At 37.9% G+C, this 14180-nt stretch carries 16 protein-coding genes; 15 read left to right on the top strand and 1 reads right to left on the bottom strand.

The window, feature by feature from the left end; translation table 11 throughout:
• The first annotated feature begins 94 nt into the window (after positions 1-94).
• The 7 genes from accB (at position 95) to AC3WSK_RS08525 (ending at position 4145) form a co-directional block, all read left to right on the top strand.
• Complete coding sequence (accB, locus tag AC3WSK_RS08555) at positions 95-595, top strand: acetyl-CoA carboxylase biotin carboxyl carrier protein (RefSeq protein WP_427484154.1); 501 nt, start codon at positions 95-97, stop codon at positions 593-595.
• Between the two features lie 13 nt (positions 596-608).
• On the top strand, positions 609-1967 hold the full coding sequence (gene accC, locus AC3WSK_RS08550; protein ID WP_427484155.1) for an acetyl-CoA carboxylase biotin carboxylase subunit: 1359 nt from the start codon (positions 609-611) through the stop codon (positions 1965-1967).
• A gap of 83 nt (positions 1968-2050) precedes the next feature.
• Positions 2051-2173, top strand: coding sequence for a hypothetical protein (locus AC3WSK_RS08545; protein ID WP_276207755.1), 123 nt, complete (start codon positions 2051-2053; stop codon positions 2171-2173).
• A 190-nt stretch (positions 2174-2363) separates the two neighbouring features.
• Positions 2364-2522: a hypothetical protein gene (locus AC3WSK_RS08540; RefSeq protein ID WP_170938972.1), complete on the top strand. Its 159-nt coding sequence runs from the start codon at positions 2364-2366 to the stop codon at positions 2520-2522.
• 333 nt (positions 2523-2855) lie between these two features.
• Complete coding sequence (locus tag AC3WSK_RS08535; protein ID WP_492412044.1) at positions 2856-3248, top strand: peptidylprolyl isomerase; 393 nt, start codon at positions 2856-2858, stop codon at positions 3246-3248.
• 70 nt (positions 3249-3318) lie between these two features.
• On the top strand, positions 3319-3519 hold the full coding sequence (locus AC3WSK_RS08530; RefSeq protein WP_079561807.1) for a hypothetical protein: 201 nt from the start codon (positions 3319-3321) through the stop codon (positions 3517-3519).
• A 215-nt stretch (positions 3520-3734) separates the two neighbouring features.
• Positions 3735-4145 (top strand): Asp23/Gls24 family envelope stress response protein, encoded by a 411-nt coding sequence (locus AC3WSK_RS08525; protein ID WP_079561806.1) that lies wholly within the window; start codon positions 3735-3737, stop codon positions 4143-4145.
• A gap of 86 nt (positions 4146-4231) precedes the next feature.
• On the opposite strand, the gene AC3WSK_RS08520 is transcribed toward AC3WSK_RS08525, so the two are convergent.
• Entirely contained in the window at positions 4232-5401 is a 1170-nt protein-coding gene (locus AC3WSK_RS08520; protein WP_079561805.1) for an MFS transporter, read from the bottom strand.
• A gap of 668 nt (positions 5402-6069) precedes the next feature.
• Between AC3WSK_RS08520 and nusB the strand changes: the two genes are divergently transcribed.
• The 8 genes from nusB to AC3WSK_RS08480 all read left to right on the top strand — a co-directional run bounded on the left by nusB (position 6070) and on the right by AC3WSK_RS08480 (position 14135).
• Positions 6070-6450, top strand: a complete 381-nt coding sequence (gene nusB / locus AC3WSK_RS08515) for a transcription antitermination factor NusB (protein ID WP_492412047.1) — start codon at positions 6070-6072, stop codon at positions 6448-6450.
• 33 nt (positions 6451-6483) lie between these two features.
• Positions 6484-7350, top strand: a complete 867-nt coding sequence (gene folD, locus AC3WSK_RS08510) for a bifunctional methylenetetrahydrofolate dehydrogenase/methenyltetrahydrofolate cyclohydrolase FolD (protein WP_492412049.1) — start codon at positions 6484-6486, stop codon at positions 7348-7350.
• Positions 7351-7489: 139 nt separating this feature from the next.
• On the top strand, positions 7490-8305 hold the full coding sequence (locus AC3WSK_RS08505; RefSeq protein WP_427484158.1) for an undecaprenyl-diphosphate phosphatase: 816 nt from the start codon (positions 7490-7492) through the stop codon (positions 8303-8305).
• A gap of 472 nt (positions 8306-8777) precedes the next feature.
• Positions 8778-10130, top strand: a complete 1353-nt coding sequence (gene xseA, locus AC3WSK_RS08500; protein WP_427484159.1) for an exodeoxyribonuclease VII large subunit — start codon at positions 8778-8780, stop codon at positions 10128-10130.
• Between the two features lie 2 nt (positions 10131-10132).
• Positions 10133-10366 carry an exodeoxyribonuclease VII small subunit gene (gene xseB / locus AC3WSK_RS08495; RefSeq protein WP_427484160.1) on the top strand — a complete coding sequence of 78 codons (234 nt, stop codon included), beginning with the start codon at positions 10133-10135 and terminating at the stop codon, positions 10364-10366.
• Positions 10367-10369: 3 nt separating this feature from the next.
• Positions 10370-11251 carry a polyprenyl synthetase family protein gene (locus tag AC3WSK_RS08490; RefSeq protein ID WP_079561800.1) on the top strand — a complete coding sequence of 294 codons (882 nt, stop codon included), beginning with the start codon at positions 10370-10372 and terminating at the stop codon, positions 11249-11251.
• Positions 11252-11415: 164 nt separating this feature from the next.
• A complete protein-coding gene (gene dxs, locus AC3WSK_RS08485; protein ID WP_492412052.1) occupies positions 11416-13317 on the top strand; it encodes a 1-deoxy-D-xylulose-5-phosphate synthase in 1902 nt (633 codons plus the stop codon).
• The gene (locus tag AC3WSK_RS08480) at positions 13317-14135 is read left to right on the top strand and encodes a TlyA family RNA methyltransferase (protein ID WP_079561798.1); all 819 of its coding nucleotides are present in this window, start codon (positions 13317-13319) and stop codon (positions 14133-14135) included. The genes dxs and AC3WSK_RS08480 overlap by 1 nt, the downstream gene beginning before the upstream one ends.
• Positions 14136-14180 lie beyond the last annotated feature (45 nt).

The following is a 14180-nucleotide window of genomic DNA, read 5'->3' as shown; positions in this document are numbered from 1 at the left end:
TTTACTTAATTTGCATTAAAGTATTTCAAATTGTTCGAAAAAAATATAGAATAGTGCTTGTAGTAGATTTTATTTCATAAGGAGAGTTAGGAAAATGTTCAAAATTCAAGAAATTCGTGAAATCATTAAATTGGTAGATTCTTCTTCAATTGACGAGTTCGTTTATGAAGCAGATGGGGCAAAAGTTAAATTAAAAAAGAATGGTGTTGTTGTTACTGAAACTGTAGCACCTAAAAAAGAAGTAGTGGCACCTGTTGTACAACAATCTGCACCAGCAGCGGCTCCTGTAGCACCAGCTGCTCCAGCAAAAGCTGAAGAAGCACCAGCTGCAGCACCAGTAAATAACGACCCATCGTTACATAAAATTGTATCTCCGATGGTCGGTACTTTTTATCAATCTCCAAACCCAGATTCACCAGCTTACGTTAAAGTGGGGGACAAAGTTGGTAATGAAACAATCGTATGTATCGTAGAAGCTATGAAACTTTTCAACGAAATTGAAGCAGAAGTTCAAGGGGAAATCGTTGAAGTACTTGTTAAAGACGGTGAATTAGTAGAATACGGACAACCATTATTCCTTGTAAAAGCTGAGTAAGGAGTGCACAACTATGAAAAAAGTTTTAATTGCAAACCGCGGCGAAATCGCTGTGCGTATCATTCGTGCTTGTAAAGAGTTAGGCATTCAATCTGTTGCCGTATATTCAGAAGCAGACGCAGACGCATTACATGTGAAATTAGCAGACGAAGCATATTGCATCGGACCAAAGTTATCAAAGGATTCATATCTTAGCTTCCCAGCTTTACTGAGCGTAGCAGAAAAAACAGGTGCAGACGGTATCCATCCAGGTTACGGTTTCGTATCTGAAAACGCTGACTTCGCTGAAGCTTGTGAAAACGCAGGCATTAAATTCATTGGACCTTCATCAGATTCAATTAAAATTATGGGTATTAAAGATGTTGCACGTACAACAATGGAAGCAGCAGATGTTCCACTTGTTCCGGGTACTGGTATTGTTCCAGATATCGAAACAGGTAAAGAATGGGCTGCTAAAATTGGGTACCCAGTTATCATCAAAGCAACTGCTGGTGGTGGCGGTAAAGGTATCCGTGTAGCACGTACAGAAGAAGACCTTGTAAAAGGCATTGAAATTACGCAAAAAGAGGCTGCTGCAGCATTCGGTAACCCTGGCGTATATTTAGAAAAATTCATCGAGTACTTCCGTCACTGTGAAATCCAAGTATTAGCGGATGGCTATGGTAACGTTGTACATTTAGGTGAACGTGACTGTACAGTTCAACGTCGTATGCAGAAATTAGTAGAGGAAGCTCCGTCTCCAGCACTATCTTCAGAGCGTCGTGCTGAGATGGGTGCGGCTGCCGTTAAAGCTGCACAAGCTTGTAACTATGAAGGTGCTGGAACAATCGAGTTTATTTATGACTATAGAGAAGATAAATTCTACTTCATGGAAATGAATACTCGTATCCAAGTAGAACACCCAGTAACAGAAATGATTTCTGGTGTTGATCTTGTGCAACAACAATTAAAAATTGCATCTGGTGAAAAACTTCCTTTCACTCAAGATGATATTCAATTAAATGGATGGGCAATTGAATGCCGTATTAACGCAGAAAATGCTTATAAAAACTTCATGCCATCAGCTGGTACTGTAGATACTTATGTAACTCCAGGTGGCTACGGTGTACGTATTGACTCTGCAGTTTATGCTGGTTATACAATCCCGCCATATTATGATTCTATGGTTGCAAAACTAATTGTTCATGCAAATACACGTGAAGAAGCGATTGCGAAAATGAATCGTGCGCTTAGCGAATTCGAAGTATCTGGTCCTGGGATCAATACAACAATTCCATTCCACCAAGCATTGATGAACAATGATGTTTTCAAATCAGCACAATTCAATACGAAGTTCCTTGAAGAGAATGATGTATTGGGGACAAGCAAGTAATTGATTTGATTTAAGGAATAGAACACATTCCAAATATCCAATAAAAATACCTTCTAACTTTTATTAGTTAGGAGGTTTTTTATTTGGCTAGAAAAGGTCAGCGTACAGTTTTTGATTTAGAGGATGTATACAGCTACCAAGTTTTGGGGGTATGTTTAAAGAGGAAGATGCTATCATGGGAAAGTATTGTGGTAGATGTGCTTTGAAATGGGAGTAGAAAAAAATAAGAAGTATTTATCTCAAATGGGGTGGGTATTTTTTGTTTCCGGCATTCTTCGGTATAAGAGCTTAAGAGTTTCGACCCCTTTTAGAAGCACATCATTTGGATATGTTATAATTAAATTTATGGAGAAATGTACACTATCGGTGTTGTTAAAAAGAGATAGGGGGCAGATGATGAATAACGAATATTTCGTCGGTTGGGGTACATTGGCGTTGATAAATGCTGCACTTGCACAAGGGAAGAATAGAACAGGGTTAAATTGGTTTTTACTTTCTCTTGTATTAGGTCCATTTGCAACACTAATTTTGTTATTTGTTGAAAAGAGACAGTAACGCTACATATTCACGATAATTGATATAAGTTAATCAAGGGAGAAGCGTGGACATGTAGACTCTCGCTTATTCAACTATTTGGGTGTTTAATAAATGTAAGTCGATTATAGATCTGCTTATTTAATAGTGCCATAACTTAAACCTTCTGACTTTACTGTCAGGGGGTTTTTTACTTGTCTGAAATTAATTAGCGTTATGGTAAAGTTGATGGCTTTTTGTGCTTAGATTACTTCTGCAGTCAATTTCATTTGTTGAGCAATTCCCTTTCCTTCACCAATCCATGATTTTCTATGTTACAATATTTTGTAGATTGAATTTTCAGGTATTTGAAGGGTGGGTGAAAAAGTATTGAAAAAATTGTTATTTTTAGTGCTTTTGACAATGTTAATTTTAACAGCATGTAATTCATCGACGTTGAGTATTAGTGAAATTGAGATAGTTCCAGATAAAGTGCAAAAGGTAATAGATGAAAAATATACACTTCAAAAAATCAATGTAGTAGATAAGGATTTTTCTTATGTGGTTTTTCGGTCAAAAGGCACAGTTACATCAGACCTTGAAACGCAAGGTGATACATTGATAATAAAGTTAGATGTTACGAATCAACAGGATAATGCAATAAAACAACATGTTTATAAATTAACGTTAGATCCGGACCTTGATACGATTGATATTCACATCAATGGTAAATCTACCCCTATTGATAATGTAACAGGGATAAAATAAGGCGATTAATGACTTTTCAATAGCCATCTCACATAAAGAGCCGTTTACAAATAATGAATAGGGTGATTGTATGGAGGGATTTGAACTTTCATTTAAAAATAAAGCAGTACGAGTTTGGTTTTGTACGATGCTACCAGCAATTATTTTAACTATTGTCCTTAATATTGTTTTGCCTAATGAGCAAAGTAGATTTGTTTCATTAGGTTTATCACTAGTTACAATCTTATACTTTGTCTGGTTTGTGATTTATTCTAAAAAGAAACGCAAATAATATATAAGATGGCGAAGAAATCTTCATAGATATCTTCGCTTTTTGTTTTTATTGAGAGGTTATTTGATTTAACGCCTAACTTCTTGAATTTATCGACATAAACCAGATCCAAATAAATTAAAGCGTCTTTACGAAGCCAAACCTTCCTTTTTATAGTATAATAAGCGTAAGTACAGCATTTGTTTGTGATGTGTAAGGGAAAGGATGATATTTGTATGGCAGAGAAAGTAGGACAATCTTTCGTACAACCAACGCCTTCTGGTAAAGAAGAACTTGGGAAAATTGAAGTAGCAGCTGAAGTAATCGAGGTTGTTGCTGGAATCGCAGTGAACGAGGTAGAAGGGGTTGCTGCAACTCGCGGTAATATTGCTACGGGCGTAGTTGAACGCTTCGGTAAAAAAGTTCACAATAAAGGCATTAAATCGGGTGTTACTGAAACTGGTGAGATTGCCATTGATGTATTTTGCTCTGTAAAATACGGCTATACAATCCCAAAAGTGGCGAAGGAAGTTCAAACTCAAATTCGCCAAGCGATTTTTAATATGACTGCACTTGAAACAGCTGAAGTGAATGTCCATATTACTGGCATTCTCTTTGAAAAAGAAGAAGTAGCTGTACAAGAATAAAAAGAAGGGTTGCCTTATACAGGGCAATCCTTCTTTTTACGTTGTTTACGGAAATTGTTTAGCAGTGATTAAGTATAGCTACTTTATTATATTTCAATATGCTTTGGCTTTCTCCAGAACAAAGCAAGGATAACGCCGAGTGTTAAAACAATTGTTGCAAAGTAATACGGATAGTTCAAATTGATATCGAATAATACCCCACCTAAAATAGGACCGAATATATTTCCGAGACTTGTAAACATGGAGTTCATGCCACCAACGAATCCTTGTTCATTACCAGCAATTTTAGATAAATAAGAGGTAACGGCAGGACGAATTAAATCGAAGCCGACGAAAATAAAGAATGTGACAAATAATATTGCGAAATAGTGGCTTACAAATGTCATAGCCAATGTTAAAACAGCAGATAGGACGAGTGAATAACGGATAAGATTAATCTCGCCCATTTTCTTTGTCAGCCAATCAAATAATATTAGCTGAGCAAGAGCCCCAACTACTCCGCTTCCCGTAATAATAATCGCGATATCTGAAGGTGTAAATGCGAATTTATGATCTACAAATAAACTAAATAACGATTCAAATGCAGCTAAACCAAATGATAGTACGAAAATAAGCACGAATGGAATAAGGTATAGTGGGCTAAAAATACGCTTCATGCTGCCTAAAATTGATGGTGCAGACTGTTCATCATCATCAGCACGTGTCGGTTCTTTTAGTAAAATAAATGACAAGAGCGCTGCTAAAAATCCGAGTATACCAGCAGCATAAAATGGTATGCGCGTTCCGAATTCGGCTAAAAATCCACCGATACCAGGTCCGATAATGAAGCCCGTACTAATCGCTGCACTCATATAACCCAAAGCCTTTGGACGTTGTGACAAGGTTGTAATATCAGCGATATATGCAGTTACCGCAGGCATGATGAAAGCAGCACTGATACCGCCTAACATACGTGAGATAAAGAGTATTTCAACTGAGCGTCCAAGACCAAATAATAGCTCTGAAAAACCAAATATAAATAGACCCGCAACGATCATAATTTTACGGCCAATGTTATCCACCATTTTACCAGAAATCGGTGAGAAGATAAGCTGAGTGATAGCAAATGCGGCCACCATATAGCCAACGACAGAGCCTGAAATTTTCAGCTCATTCATGAGTGTCGGTAGCACAGGTATAACTAAACCAATACCTAAAAAGGCAATGAATAAATTCGATAATAAAATACTTAAGGTTAAAAGTTGTTTCTTATTCATATTGTTCTCCTTCAATCTTTCACGATACATGAATCAAAATCTACTAGAATATTTCCACGTAATACAATAAACCCTATAGTAACTATAGGGTCAAAAGATTTGTTTTAACTTCTTTCGGCCTGTTACGGACACAATTATGCCTATGCTTAATTGATTTTTATAGTGTGGAAGTATTCGTCGCGGTTATACAAAGTGTTTTATATTTCTATAATGCTCCGAAGGTAATGGGGCAGGCATAGTTATTTTTCTAAGTTCATTCATAAAATGCCTTTACTAGTAAGAGCTAAAGAAGTTTCGTATCGCATCAAAACGAATTTTATGTTTACAATCATCGCAATAAAATAGGTGCGATTTGCGTTCTTTGAATTGTTTATATTGTTCCTCCCCTTCATATACTTTGAAAGTTCTTTTGTAGCTTGTACATGTAATAAACACCTCAAAAGATGATAATTAATTTCCTTAATTATAACATTCTTGGTATTTAAATAATAAAGGATGATTTTTTAATTTCAATATATTTCTTAGTAAAGTTAATTGCAGGGTGTTAAAATAAGCAAAAAGTTGCTTGAAAAAGGTATCAGATTATTGAAAACTTGCTTGAATTCGTGTTTCTCTTACGAATTTATGCTATTATAAACCTTAATGCCACTTAAGAAGGAGAGCTTTACATGAAACGACATGAAGCACGCGAAAAAGCGTTGCAAGTTTTGTTTCAGCTAGACAATACCGATCTAACAGTAGAAGAAGCAATGGGTCATATTAAAGGCCAACCAACAAATGTCTTCTATGAAAAGATTGTTACTGGAACAGTTGAACATTTGGAGGAAATCGATGCTGCTTTAGAACAGCATCTTGAAAAGTGGTCGCTTGCCCGTTTACCTAAAATTGAAAGAACGGTTTTACGTCTAGCTGTATACGAAATTTTATACATGCCAGAAACACCAAAAAGAGTAGTACTTAATGAAGCAATCGAGTTATGCAAAACATTTGGCGACAATGGTTCGTCTAAATTTGTTAATGGCGTACTTTCTAAATTTACAGAACAATAACATGTGTTGAATTGGAAGGAGTAACTAAGGTCTATGTCAAGTGCAATTATTAATGGTAAAGAAATTGGTCAAGAAATTCGTAATTCAGTAGCAGAGCGAGTAACGCGTTTAAAAGAGCAAGGATTAACACCAGGCTTAGCGGTTGTTTTAGTTGGAGACAACCAAGCCTCAGCTACATATGTGAGAAATAAGCAAAAATCTTGTGAAGCCATCGGTATGTTTTCAGAGCTAATCAAACTACCAGAAGAAACTACACAAGAATCATTATTAGCACAAATTGAATTATTAAATAATCGTGAAGATATTCATGGTATTTTAGTACAATTACCACTCCCAAAACATATTGATGAGGATATTGTTATTGCCACAATTGCTGTTGAAAAAGACGTTGATGGCTTCTCACCGGTAAGTGTTGGGAAAATGATGCTTGGCCAAGAAACATTTTTGCCTTGTACACCGTTTGGCGTAATGAAGCTTCTTGAATTTTCAGGAATCGAAATAGCAGGAAAGCATGCGGTCATCGTAGGGCGTAGTCATATCGTTGGGAAGCCAATGGGACAACTTCTACTACAAAAGGATGCAACTGTGACATATACGCATTCCAAAACACCAAATTTACCTTCGTTCACTAAACAAGCAGATATTTTAATTGCGGCAGTTGGACGTGCGAACTTTATTACAAAAGAGCATGTTAAAGAAGGCGCAGTTGTGATAGATGTTGGAATCAATCGTGATGAAAACAACAAGCTTTGTGGTGACGTAAACTTCAATGAGGTTGATGGAATTGCGTCTCATATAACACCTGTACCAGGCGGTGTAGGACCAATGACAATTACGATGTTACTATTCAACACTGTTCAAGCAGCAGAAAATAAGCTTGAACATACAGTTAAGCTATAATTTTGAATGACTCTTTATAAAAAGCTATCTCAATTTTTTGAGATAGCTTTTTTGTATGATTAAGTATTTCGAGAACTTTCACGTTGTTTTTAACGTCTAATATAACGTTTGGGTCATACATATGAATAGGGAGGTTTTTATGGAAAACATAGATTTAATACTGATTATCAAACATATTATTATCGGTCTTGTCCAAGGATTTACCGAGCCAATTCCTGTATCATCAAGCGGGCATGTTATGATTGCAAGTGAAATTCTTGGTCTTGGTGAGCAAGGATTTACTTTTGCTATTTTAACGAACACAGCATCTTTACTAGCTATTGTCTATATTTATCGAAAGGATATTATCCGACTCATCACAAATTTTTTCCTTTATCTTAAAACAGGAGAGAATCGTTATAAAGCGGATTTTCGTTTTTCCATATTCATTGTGATTGGTTCTATTCCAGCGGGCATTTTAGGTGTTTTATTAAGTGATGTTATTGCGGATAATGTTAGTATGACAACGATTGCACTTATGCTATTTGTGACAGGTATTGCCCTATGGCTAATTCGTAATATGCGTGGTACGAAAAGGGATGCGGATTTGACTGCGAAAGACGCCATCATCGTAGGTCTTGGTCAAGCTGTAGCATTAACTCCTGGTATTAGTCGTTCAGGAGCAACGATTATTTCAGCCATTGCAGTTGGTATGAAACAGGAAACCGCTTTACGATTTTCCTTCATGCTTTATATTCCTGTAAGTCTTGGAGGGGTTGTCCTTGGAATTTCAGATTTTTTAGATGAGCCAAATAAAAGTGCATTAGCAATTCCTTATGCTGCGACATTTATTGCGACATTATTTATGACTTATTTTGCAATGCGTTGGTTTATGGGAATCATGAAAAGTGGCAAGCTTAGCTACTTTACATATTATTGCTTTCTTGTAGGTACGCTTCTTTTAATATTTTATTAATTTAAAATGCCTCATAACTTTAAATAGTTATGAGGTTTTCTTGTTAGTTGAAAAAATGAAATGGTAGGTTTTTGACTTCTATCCATCATTTCGACGATTCTATCCGTCGTTCTGGCGGTTCATACCGTCACTAGGCCAGTTTTATCCGTCGTTTCAATCCGTCACTTCGCCTGTTTTATCCGTCGTCGAAGCTGTTTTTTCCCTCACTCCGTCTTCTTACCGTCACTCGGACTCTTCTATTCGCTCCCCAGCAAAGCACTCAGTAGAAACGCAACTCCACCCCTTATTTCGTCGAAAAGACATACTTTATCTAATACGAGATCTTAAGATATGTTATAGTAAGGTTTTCATTTCTATAAAAGACAGTCGTTTTTTCAAGCGAAACTGTATTTTGGCACGTCAGGCACAATAAAAAATGTTATGATAGGTGTAGTTTTGTGAAAAACTTGATTTTAGTAAAGGAGCCGGAAAAATGACATCTGCTTCTTATTTAACTGTAAAAGCATTAACAAAATATATTAAACGGAAATTTGATGCTGATCCGCATTTACGTGAAGTCTATGTAAAGGGAGAGTTATCCAATGTCAAGATTCATCAATCGGGGCATATTTACTTTACATTAAAGGATGATGGAGCACGGATTGCGGCTACAATGTTTAAATCAGCAGCCGGAAAGTTGGCGTTTGAACCTAAGGAAGGTATGCAAGTATTTATTCGTGGAGATGTAAACGTTTACGAAGGCTACGGTACATATCAACTATATGTACAGGAAATGCAACCAGATGGAATCGGTAGCTTGTTTGTTGCCTTTAACCAGCTGAAAGAGCAGTTACAAAAAGAAGGGCTTTTTAAACCTGAATGGAAACAACCAATTCCGAGATTTCCTGAAAAAATCGGGGTTTTAACGTCGACAACAGGTGCAGCCATTCGAGATATCTGTACAACATTAAAGAGACGTTATCCACTTGCTGAAATTTTTATTTATCCTACCCTTGTACAGGGAGCGCAAGCAGCGCCAAATATTGTTCGCAATATTGAGAGCGCAAATATTGATGCGAGTTGTGATGTACTGATTGTTGGGCGTGGTGGAGGATCGATTGAGGATTTATGGGCATTTAATGAGGAAGTTGTCGCAAGAGCGATTTTTGAAAGTCGTATCCCTATTATTAGTGCAGTAGGTCATGAAACAGATACAACTATAGCGGATTATGTAGCTGATTTGCGTGCACCGACACCAACAGCAGCGGCTGAGATGGCTGTACCTGATCAACAGGATTTATTTCAGCGGGTACTTACACAAAAATCACAGCTCCACCAAATTGTAAGAGCGCAACTTATTGCAGAACGGCAACGTCTAAATAAGCTCCAACAGTCTTATCCGCTGTCAATGCCAGAACGTCTATATCGACCATTTACGGAAAGGCTAGCACAACTTGAGTCGGGATTGCAAAAAGCAATGCAGGTCGATTTAATGAAGAAAACAGCGCAGTTTCAACAATTACGTAGTGCAGTAGAGCAGCACTCACCGAAAAAAGCATTAGCTTTCCATCAACGAGAGCTAGAAGCACATGTCCAACAATTAACTCGTGCTACAACACATTATGTAACGAAGCAAAAACAACAATTTGAGGCAACCGTCAGAACTTTAGAAGCATTGAATCCGCTTGCCATATTAACAAGGGGCTTTACGGTAGCTTATAAAGATCAACAAATGTTGAAATCAGCAGCTGATGTTAAGCCACAGGATCAATTAACACTTTCTTTCCATGATGGAAAGGTAATTGCTGATGTGGTAAAGATCTTGCCTAAAAATGAGGGGGAATAATTGTGGCAGAGAAACAACAAACTTTCGCAGAAGCAATGACGGCACTTGAGGAAATTGTCCGCCAGCTAGAGCAAGGTGATGTGCCGCTAGAAAATGCGATTGATTTATATAAACAAGGCATGGAGCTTTCGCAATTTTGCCATAGCAAGCTACAAAATGCTGAAGAGCAGTTAATTTCAATTGTCCAAGAGACAGGTGAAACGACAGCATTTGATCCACTAAAGGGAGAGAAATAAGAAATGAACGAGCAATTAAAGCATTTTATTGAAAGCAACATACCACAAGTTGAAGCTGAAATGTTTACACTAGTTGAGAAAATTGACGCACCAGCCAATTTAAAAGAGTCAATGCTTTATTCATTAAAAGCTGGAGGTAAACGTATTCGCCCTCTTTTCGTTTTGGCTGTTCTTGAACTATACAAACAAAATTTAAAGAATGGTTTAACTGTAGGATCAGTCATTGAAATCATCCATACGTATTCGTTAATCCATGATGATTTACCAAGTATGGATAATGACGATTTCCGTCGAGGTAAGCCGACAAACCATAAAGTTTATGGCGATGCATTAGCGACACTTGCAGGTGATGCATTGAATACACTTGCGTTTGGCATTTTAGCACGCATGGAAGTATCAGCTGAAAAACGTATTGAACTTGTCGGTCTGTTAAGTAAAGCAGCTGGTGCAGAAGGTATGGTTGGGGGTCAAGTACTCGATATAGAAGGTGAAAAGCGTCAGCTGAACTTAGCTGAGCTTGAGCATGTCCATATTAATAAAACGGGTGCTTTACTACGATTTAGTATTGAAGCGGGAGCGGTGTTAGCTGATGTATCGCAAGAAGAGCGCGAAACTTTAAAAGAATATGCGCATCATATCGGCCTTGCCTTCCAAATTCAAGACGATATTTTAGATATTGAGGGAACTACAGAAGAACTAGGGAAAACTGCAGGTAAAGATGTAGCAAGTGATAAAAGCACATACCCAGCTCTGCTAACTTTAGATGGGGCAAAGGAAAAGCTTGCTGAGCATTATCAGCATGCCAATAACGCACTAGATAAATTGCAAGTGGATGCCAGCTTATTACGTGATTTTGCAGCCTATATTGTTCATCGTAAAAACTAGGATAAAAACGAGGCGTTAAAGGCATAGAGTATGCTAGAATAGGTGAGGGCGTTTGCCAATGTGCAAACAATAAAGTGTTCGTACTTTTAGCATATTGATAACACTGTTATAATGGTGGAAACACAATTACGGTGAATAATTTATTGAAAAGGTGTGTGAGAAAGGTGGATTTAAATAAGATAACTAGTCCAGCCTTTTTAAAAAACTTAGATAAGAAGGAGCTTGAGCGACTTGCACAAGAAATTCGTGCCTTCTTAATCGAAAAATGTTCTGTCACAGGTGGTCATATCGGGCCGAACCTGGGTGTTGTGGAGTTAACGATTATGCTCCATAAAATGTTTGACAGTCCACAAGATAAGTTTTTATGGGATGTTGGCCACCAAGCTTACGTGCACAAAATTTTGACAGGTCGTGCAAGTCAATTTGACACATTACGTCAGTTCAAAGGACTTTGTGGTTTTCCGAAGCATGTGGAGAGTGAACATGATGAGTGGGAGACGGGTCATAGCTCGACATCTTTGTCAGCAGCTATGGGTATGGCTGCAGCACGTGATATTAAAAATGAAAAGAACTTCGTGATACCAATTATTGGAGATGGAGCTTTAACAGGTGGTATGGCACTAGAGGCATTAAACCATATCGGTCATGCTGAAACGAATATGATTGTCATTTTAAATGATAATGAAATGTCAATCGCTCCAAACGTCGGAGCGTTACACAATGTACTGGGACGTCTTCGTACAGCCAAGGAATATTCAAAAGCAAAAGAAGAACTGGAATCCCTTATGAATAAGATTCCTGTGCTAGGCGGTAAGCTTGCTTCAACTGCTGAACGCTTAAAGGATAGCTTAAAATATTTAGTGGTATCAGGTGTGTTCTTTGAGGAGTTAGGCTTTAAATATCTAGGGCCGATTGATGGACATGATTTCGAAGCTCTTGAGGCAACTTTATCACAAGCTAAAAAAGTAAAAGGTCCAGTGCTTGTTCATGTGATTACGAAAAAGGGCAAAGGTTATAAACCAGCTGAAGATGATACAATCGGTAATTGGCATGGGACAGGCCCTTATAAAATTGAAAATGGTGCCTTTGTAAAATCAGAGACGAAAGGTCCAGCTTGGAGTAGTTTGGTTGCCGAGACTGTTCGTAAAATTGCACATGAAGATAAACGAATTGTCACAATTACACCTGCAATGCCGGTGGGCTCGAAACTACAAGGTATCCAAAAGGATTTCCCAGAGCGTTTCTTTGATGTGGGGATTGCCGAACAACATGCAGCCACGATGGCAGCAGGTCTAGCGACGCAAAAAATGAAACCATTTTTAGCCATTTACTCAACGTTCCTTCAACGTGCCTATGACCAAGTATTACATGATATCGCACGTCCAAACTTAAATGTCTTTATAGGAATTGACCGTGCAGGCTTAGTTGGCGCAGACGGTGAAACCCATCAAGGTGTATTTGATATTGCATTCCTTCGTCATATTCCAAATATGGCAATTATGATGCCAAAAGATGAAAATGAAGGCCAACATATGGTGAAAACAGCCATTGAATATGATGGTGGTCCAATTGCGTTACGTTATCCACGAGGTAATGGCATAGGCGTTCCGTTAGACGATGAGCTTAAGACGTTACCAATTGGTAGCTGGGAAGTGTTACGTGAAGGTAAGGATGCTACGATCTTAACCTTTGGTACAACGATTCCAATGGCAATGGAAGCAGCCGGTATTTTAGCACAGCAAGGTGTAGAGATAGAAGTAGTCAATGCTCGCTTCATTAAACCAATGGATGAGGATATGCTTCATCGTATATTATCAAGCCGTAAACCAATATTAACGATTGAAGAGGCGGTTCTAAAAGGTGGTTTTGGTAGTGGTGTATTAGAATTTGCCCATGACCATGGCTATTTAACTGCACTGATCGATCGTATGGGTATACCGGATCATTTTATTGAGCATGGTAATGTAGACCAGCTTCTCGCTGAAATTCATATGACGGCTGAAGATACAGTGGCACGAATGCATGTGTTACTTCAACAAAAACAGCAAGTAGGTTTGAATAAATAATGACAAAACATCCAAAAGAACGTGTAGACATTTTACTTGTAGAGCGTGGGCTTTGCGAAACGCGAGAAAAAGCAAAGCGCTCTATTATGGCAGGGCTTGTTTTTTCTAATGAAATTCGTATCGATAAGGCGGGGGAAAAAATCGCTATTGATGCACCGCTACAAGTAAAAGGCTCTGATTTAAAATATGTTAGCCGTGGCGGCTTGAAGCTAGAAAAAGCGCTACAAATTTTTGATATGTCTGTAGAGGGGAAGCTAATGCTAGATATTGGCTCCTCTACAGGAGGATTTACCGATTGTGCATTACAAAATGGTGCAAGACATTGCTATGCATTGGACGTTGGTTCCAACCAACTAGCATGGAAAATCCGTTCTGATGAACGTGTAACTGTCATGGAAAAAACAAATTTCCGTTATACGACAGCGCCAGATTTAACAGAGGGCTTACCAGACTTTGCAACAATTGATGTCAGCTTTATTTCATTATCACTTATTTTACCTGTCTTAAAAACATTGTTAATGCCAGGTGGCGATGTAATGGCACTTGTAAAGCCTCAGTTTGAGGCTGGGAAAGAGAATGTCGGTAAAAAAGGTATTGTTCGTGATAAAAAAGTACATTTAGATGTTTTAGAAAAGACAGCTGCAATGGCGACAGAGGTTGGCTTTGTCGTTAAGGATGCTTCGTTTTCGCCAATTACAGGAGGCGAGGGGAATATTGAATTTTTATTCCATTTAGTGAATCCTATTGGTGATGAAGATGTCTCTGCATATACAGCTTTTAATACACTCGTTGAAGAAGCGCATAGTGCACTAAAATAACACGTGCTCGTTTACAGAGCCGTGTTTTTTCTTGTGCTTTTATGT

The organism is Lysinibacillus sp. EB271-A1-10B (genome assembly GCF_058791335.1).
This window is presented reverse-complemented; position numbering and strand designations above follow the sequence as displayed.

Bases quoted from the DNA above. Each gene is read 5' to 3' on its own strand.
- accB (WP_427484154.1), top strand. From the start codon at position 95: ATGTTCAAAATTCAAGAAATTCGTGAAATCATTAAATTGGTAGATTCT.
- accC (WP_427484155.1), top strand. From the start codon at position 609: ATGAAAAAAGTTTTAATTGCAAACCGCGGCGAAATCGCTGTGCGTATC.
- AC3WSK_RS08540 (WP_170938972.1), top strand. From the start codon at position 2,364: ATGAATAACGAATATTTCGTCGGTTGGGGTACATTGGCGTTGATAAAT.
- AC3WSK_RS08530 (WP_079561807.1), top strand. From the start codon at position 3,319: ATGGAGGGATTTGAACTTTCATTTAAAAATAAAGCAGTACGAGTTTGG.
- AC3WSK_RS08525 (WP_079561806.1), top strand. From the start codon at position 3,735: ATGGCAGAGAAAGTAGGACAATCTTTCGTACAACCAACGCCTTCTGGT.
- AC3WSK_RS08520 (WP_079561805.1), bottom strand. From the start codon at position 5,401: ATGAATAAGAAACAACTTTTAACCTTAAGTATTTTATTATCGAATTTA.
- nusB (WP_492412047.1), top strand. From the start codon at position 6,070: ATGAAACGACATGAAGCACGCGAAAAAGCGTTGCAAGTTTTGTTTCAG.
- folD (WP_492412049.1), top strand. From the start codon at position 6,484: ATGTCAAGTGCAATTATTAATGGTAAAGAAATTGGTCAAGAAATTCGT.
- AC3WSK_RS08505 (WP_427484158.1), top strand. From the start codon at position 7,490: ATGGAAAACATAGATTTAATACTGATTATCAAACATATTATTATCGGT.
- xseA (WP_427484159.1), top strand. From the start codon at position 8,778: ATGACATCTGCTTCTTATTTAACTGTAAAAGCATTAACAAAATATATT.
- AC3WSK_RS08490 (WP_079561800.1), top strand. From the start codon at position 10,370: ATGAACGAGCAATTAAAGCATTTTATTGAAAGCAACATACCACAAGTT.
- AC3WSK_RS08480 (WP_079561798.1), top strand. From the start codon at position 13,317: ATGACAAAACATCCAAAAGAACGTGTAGACATTTTACTTGTAGAGCGT.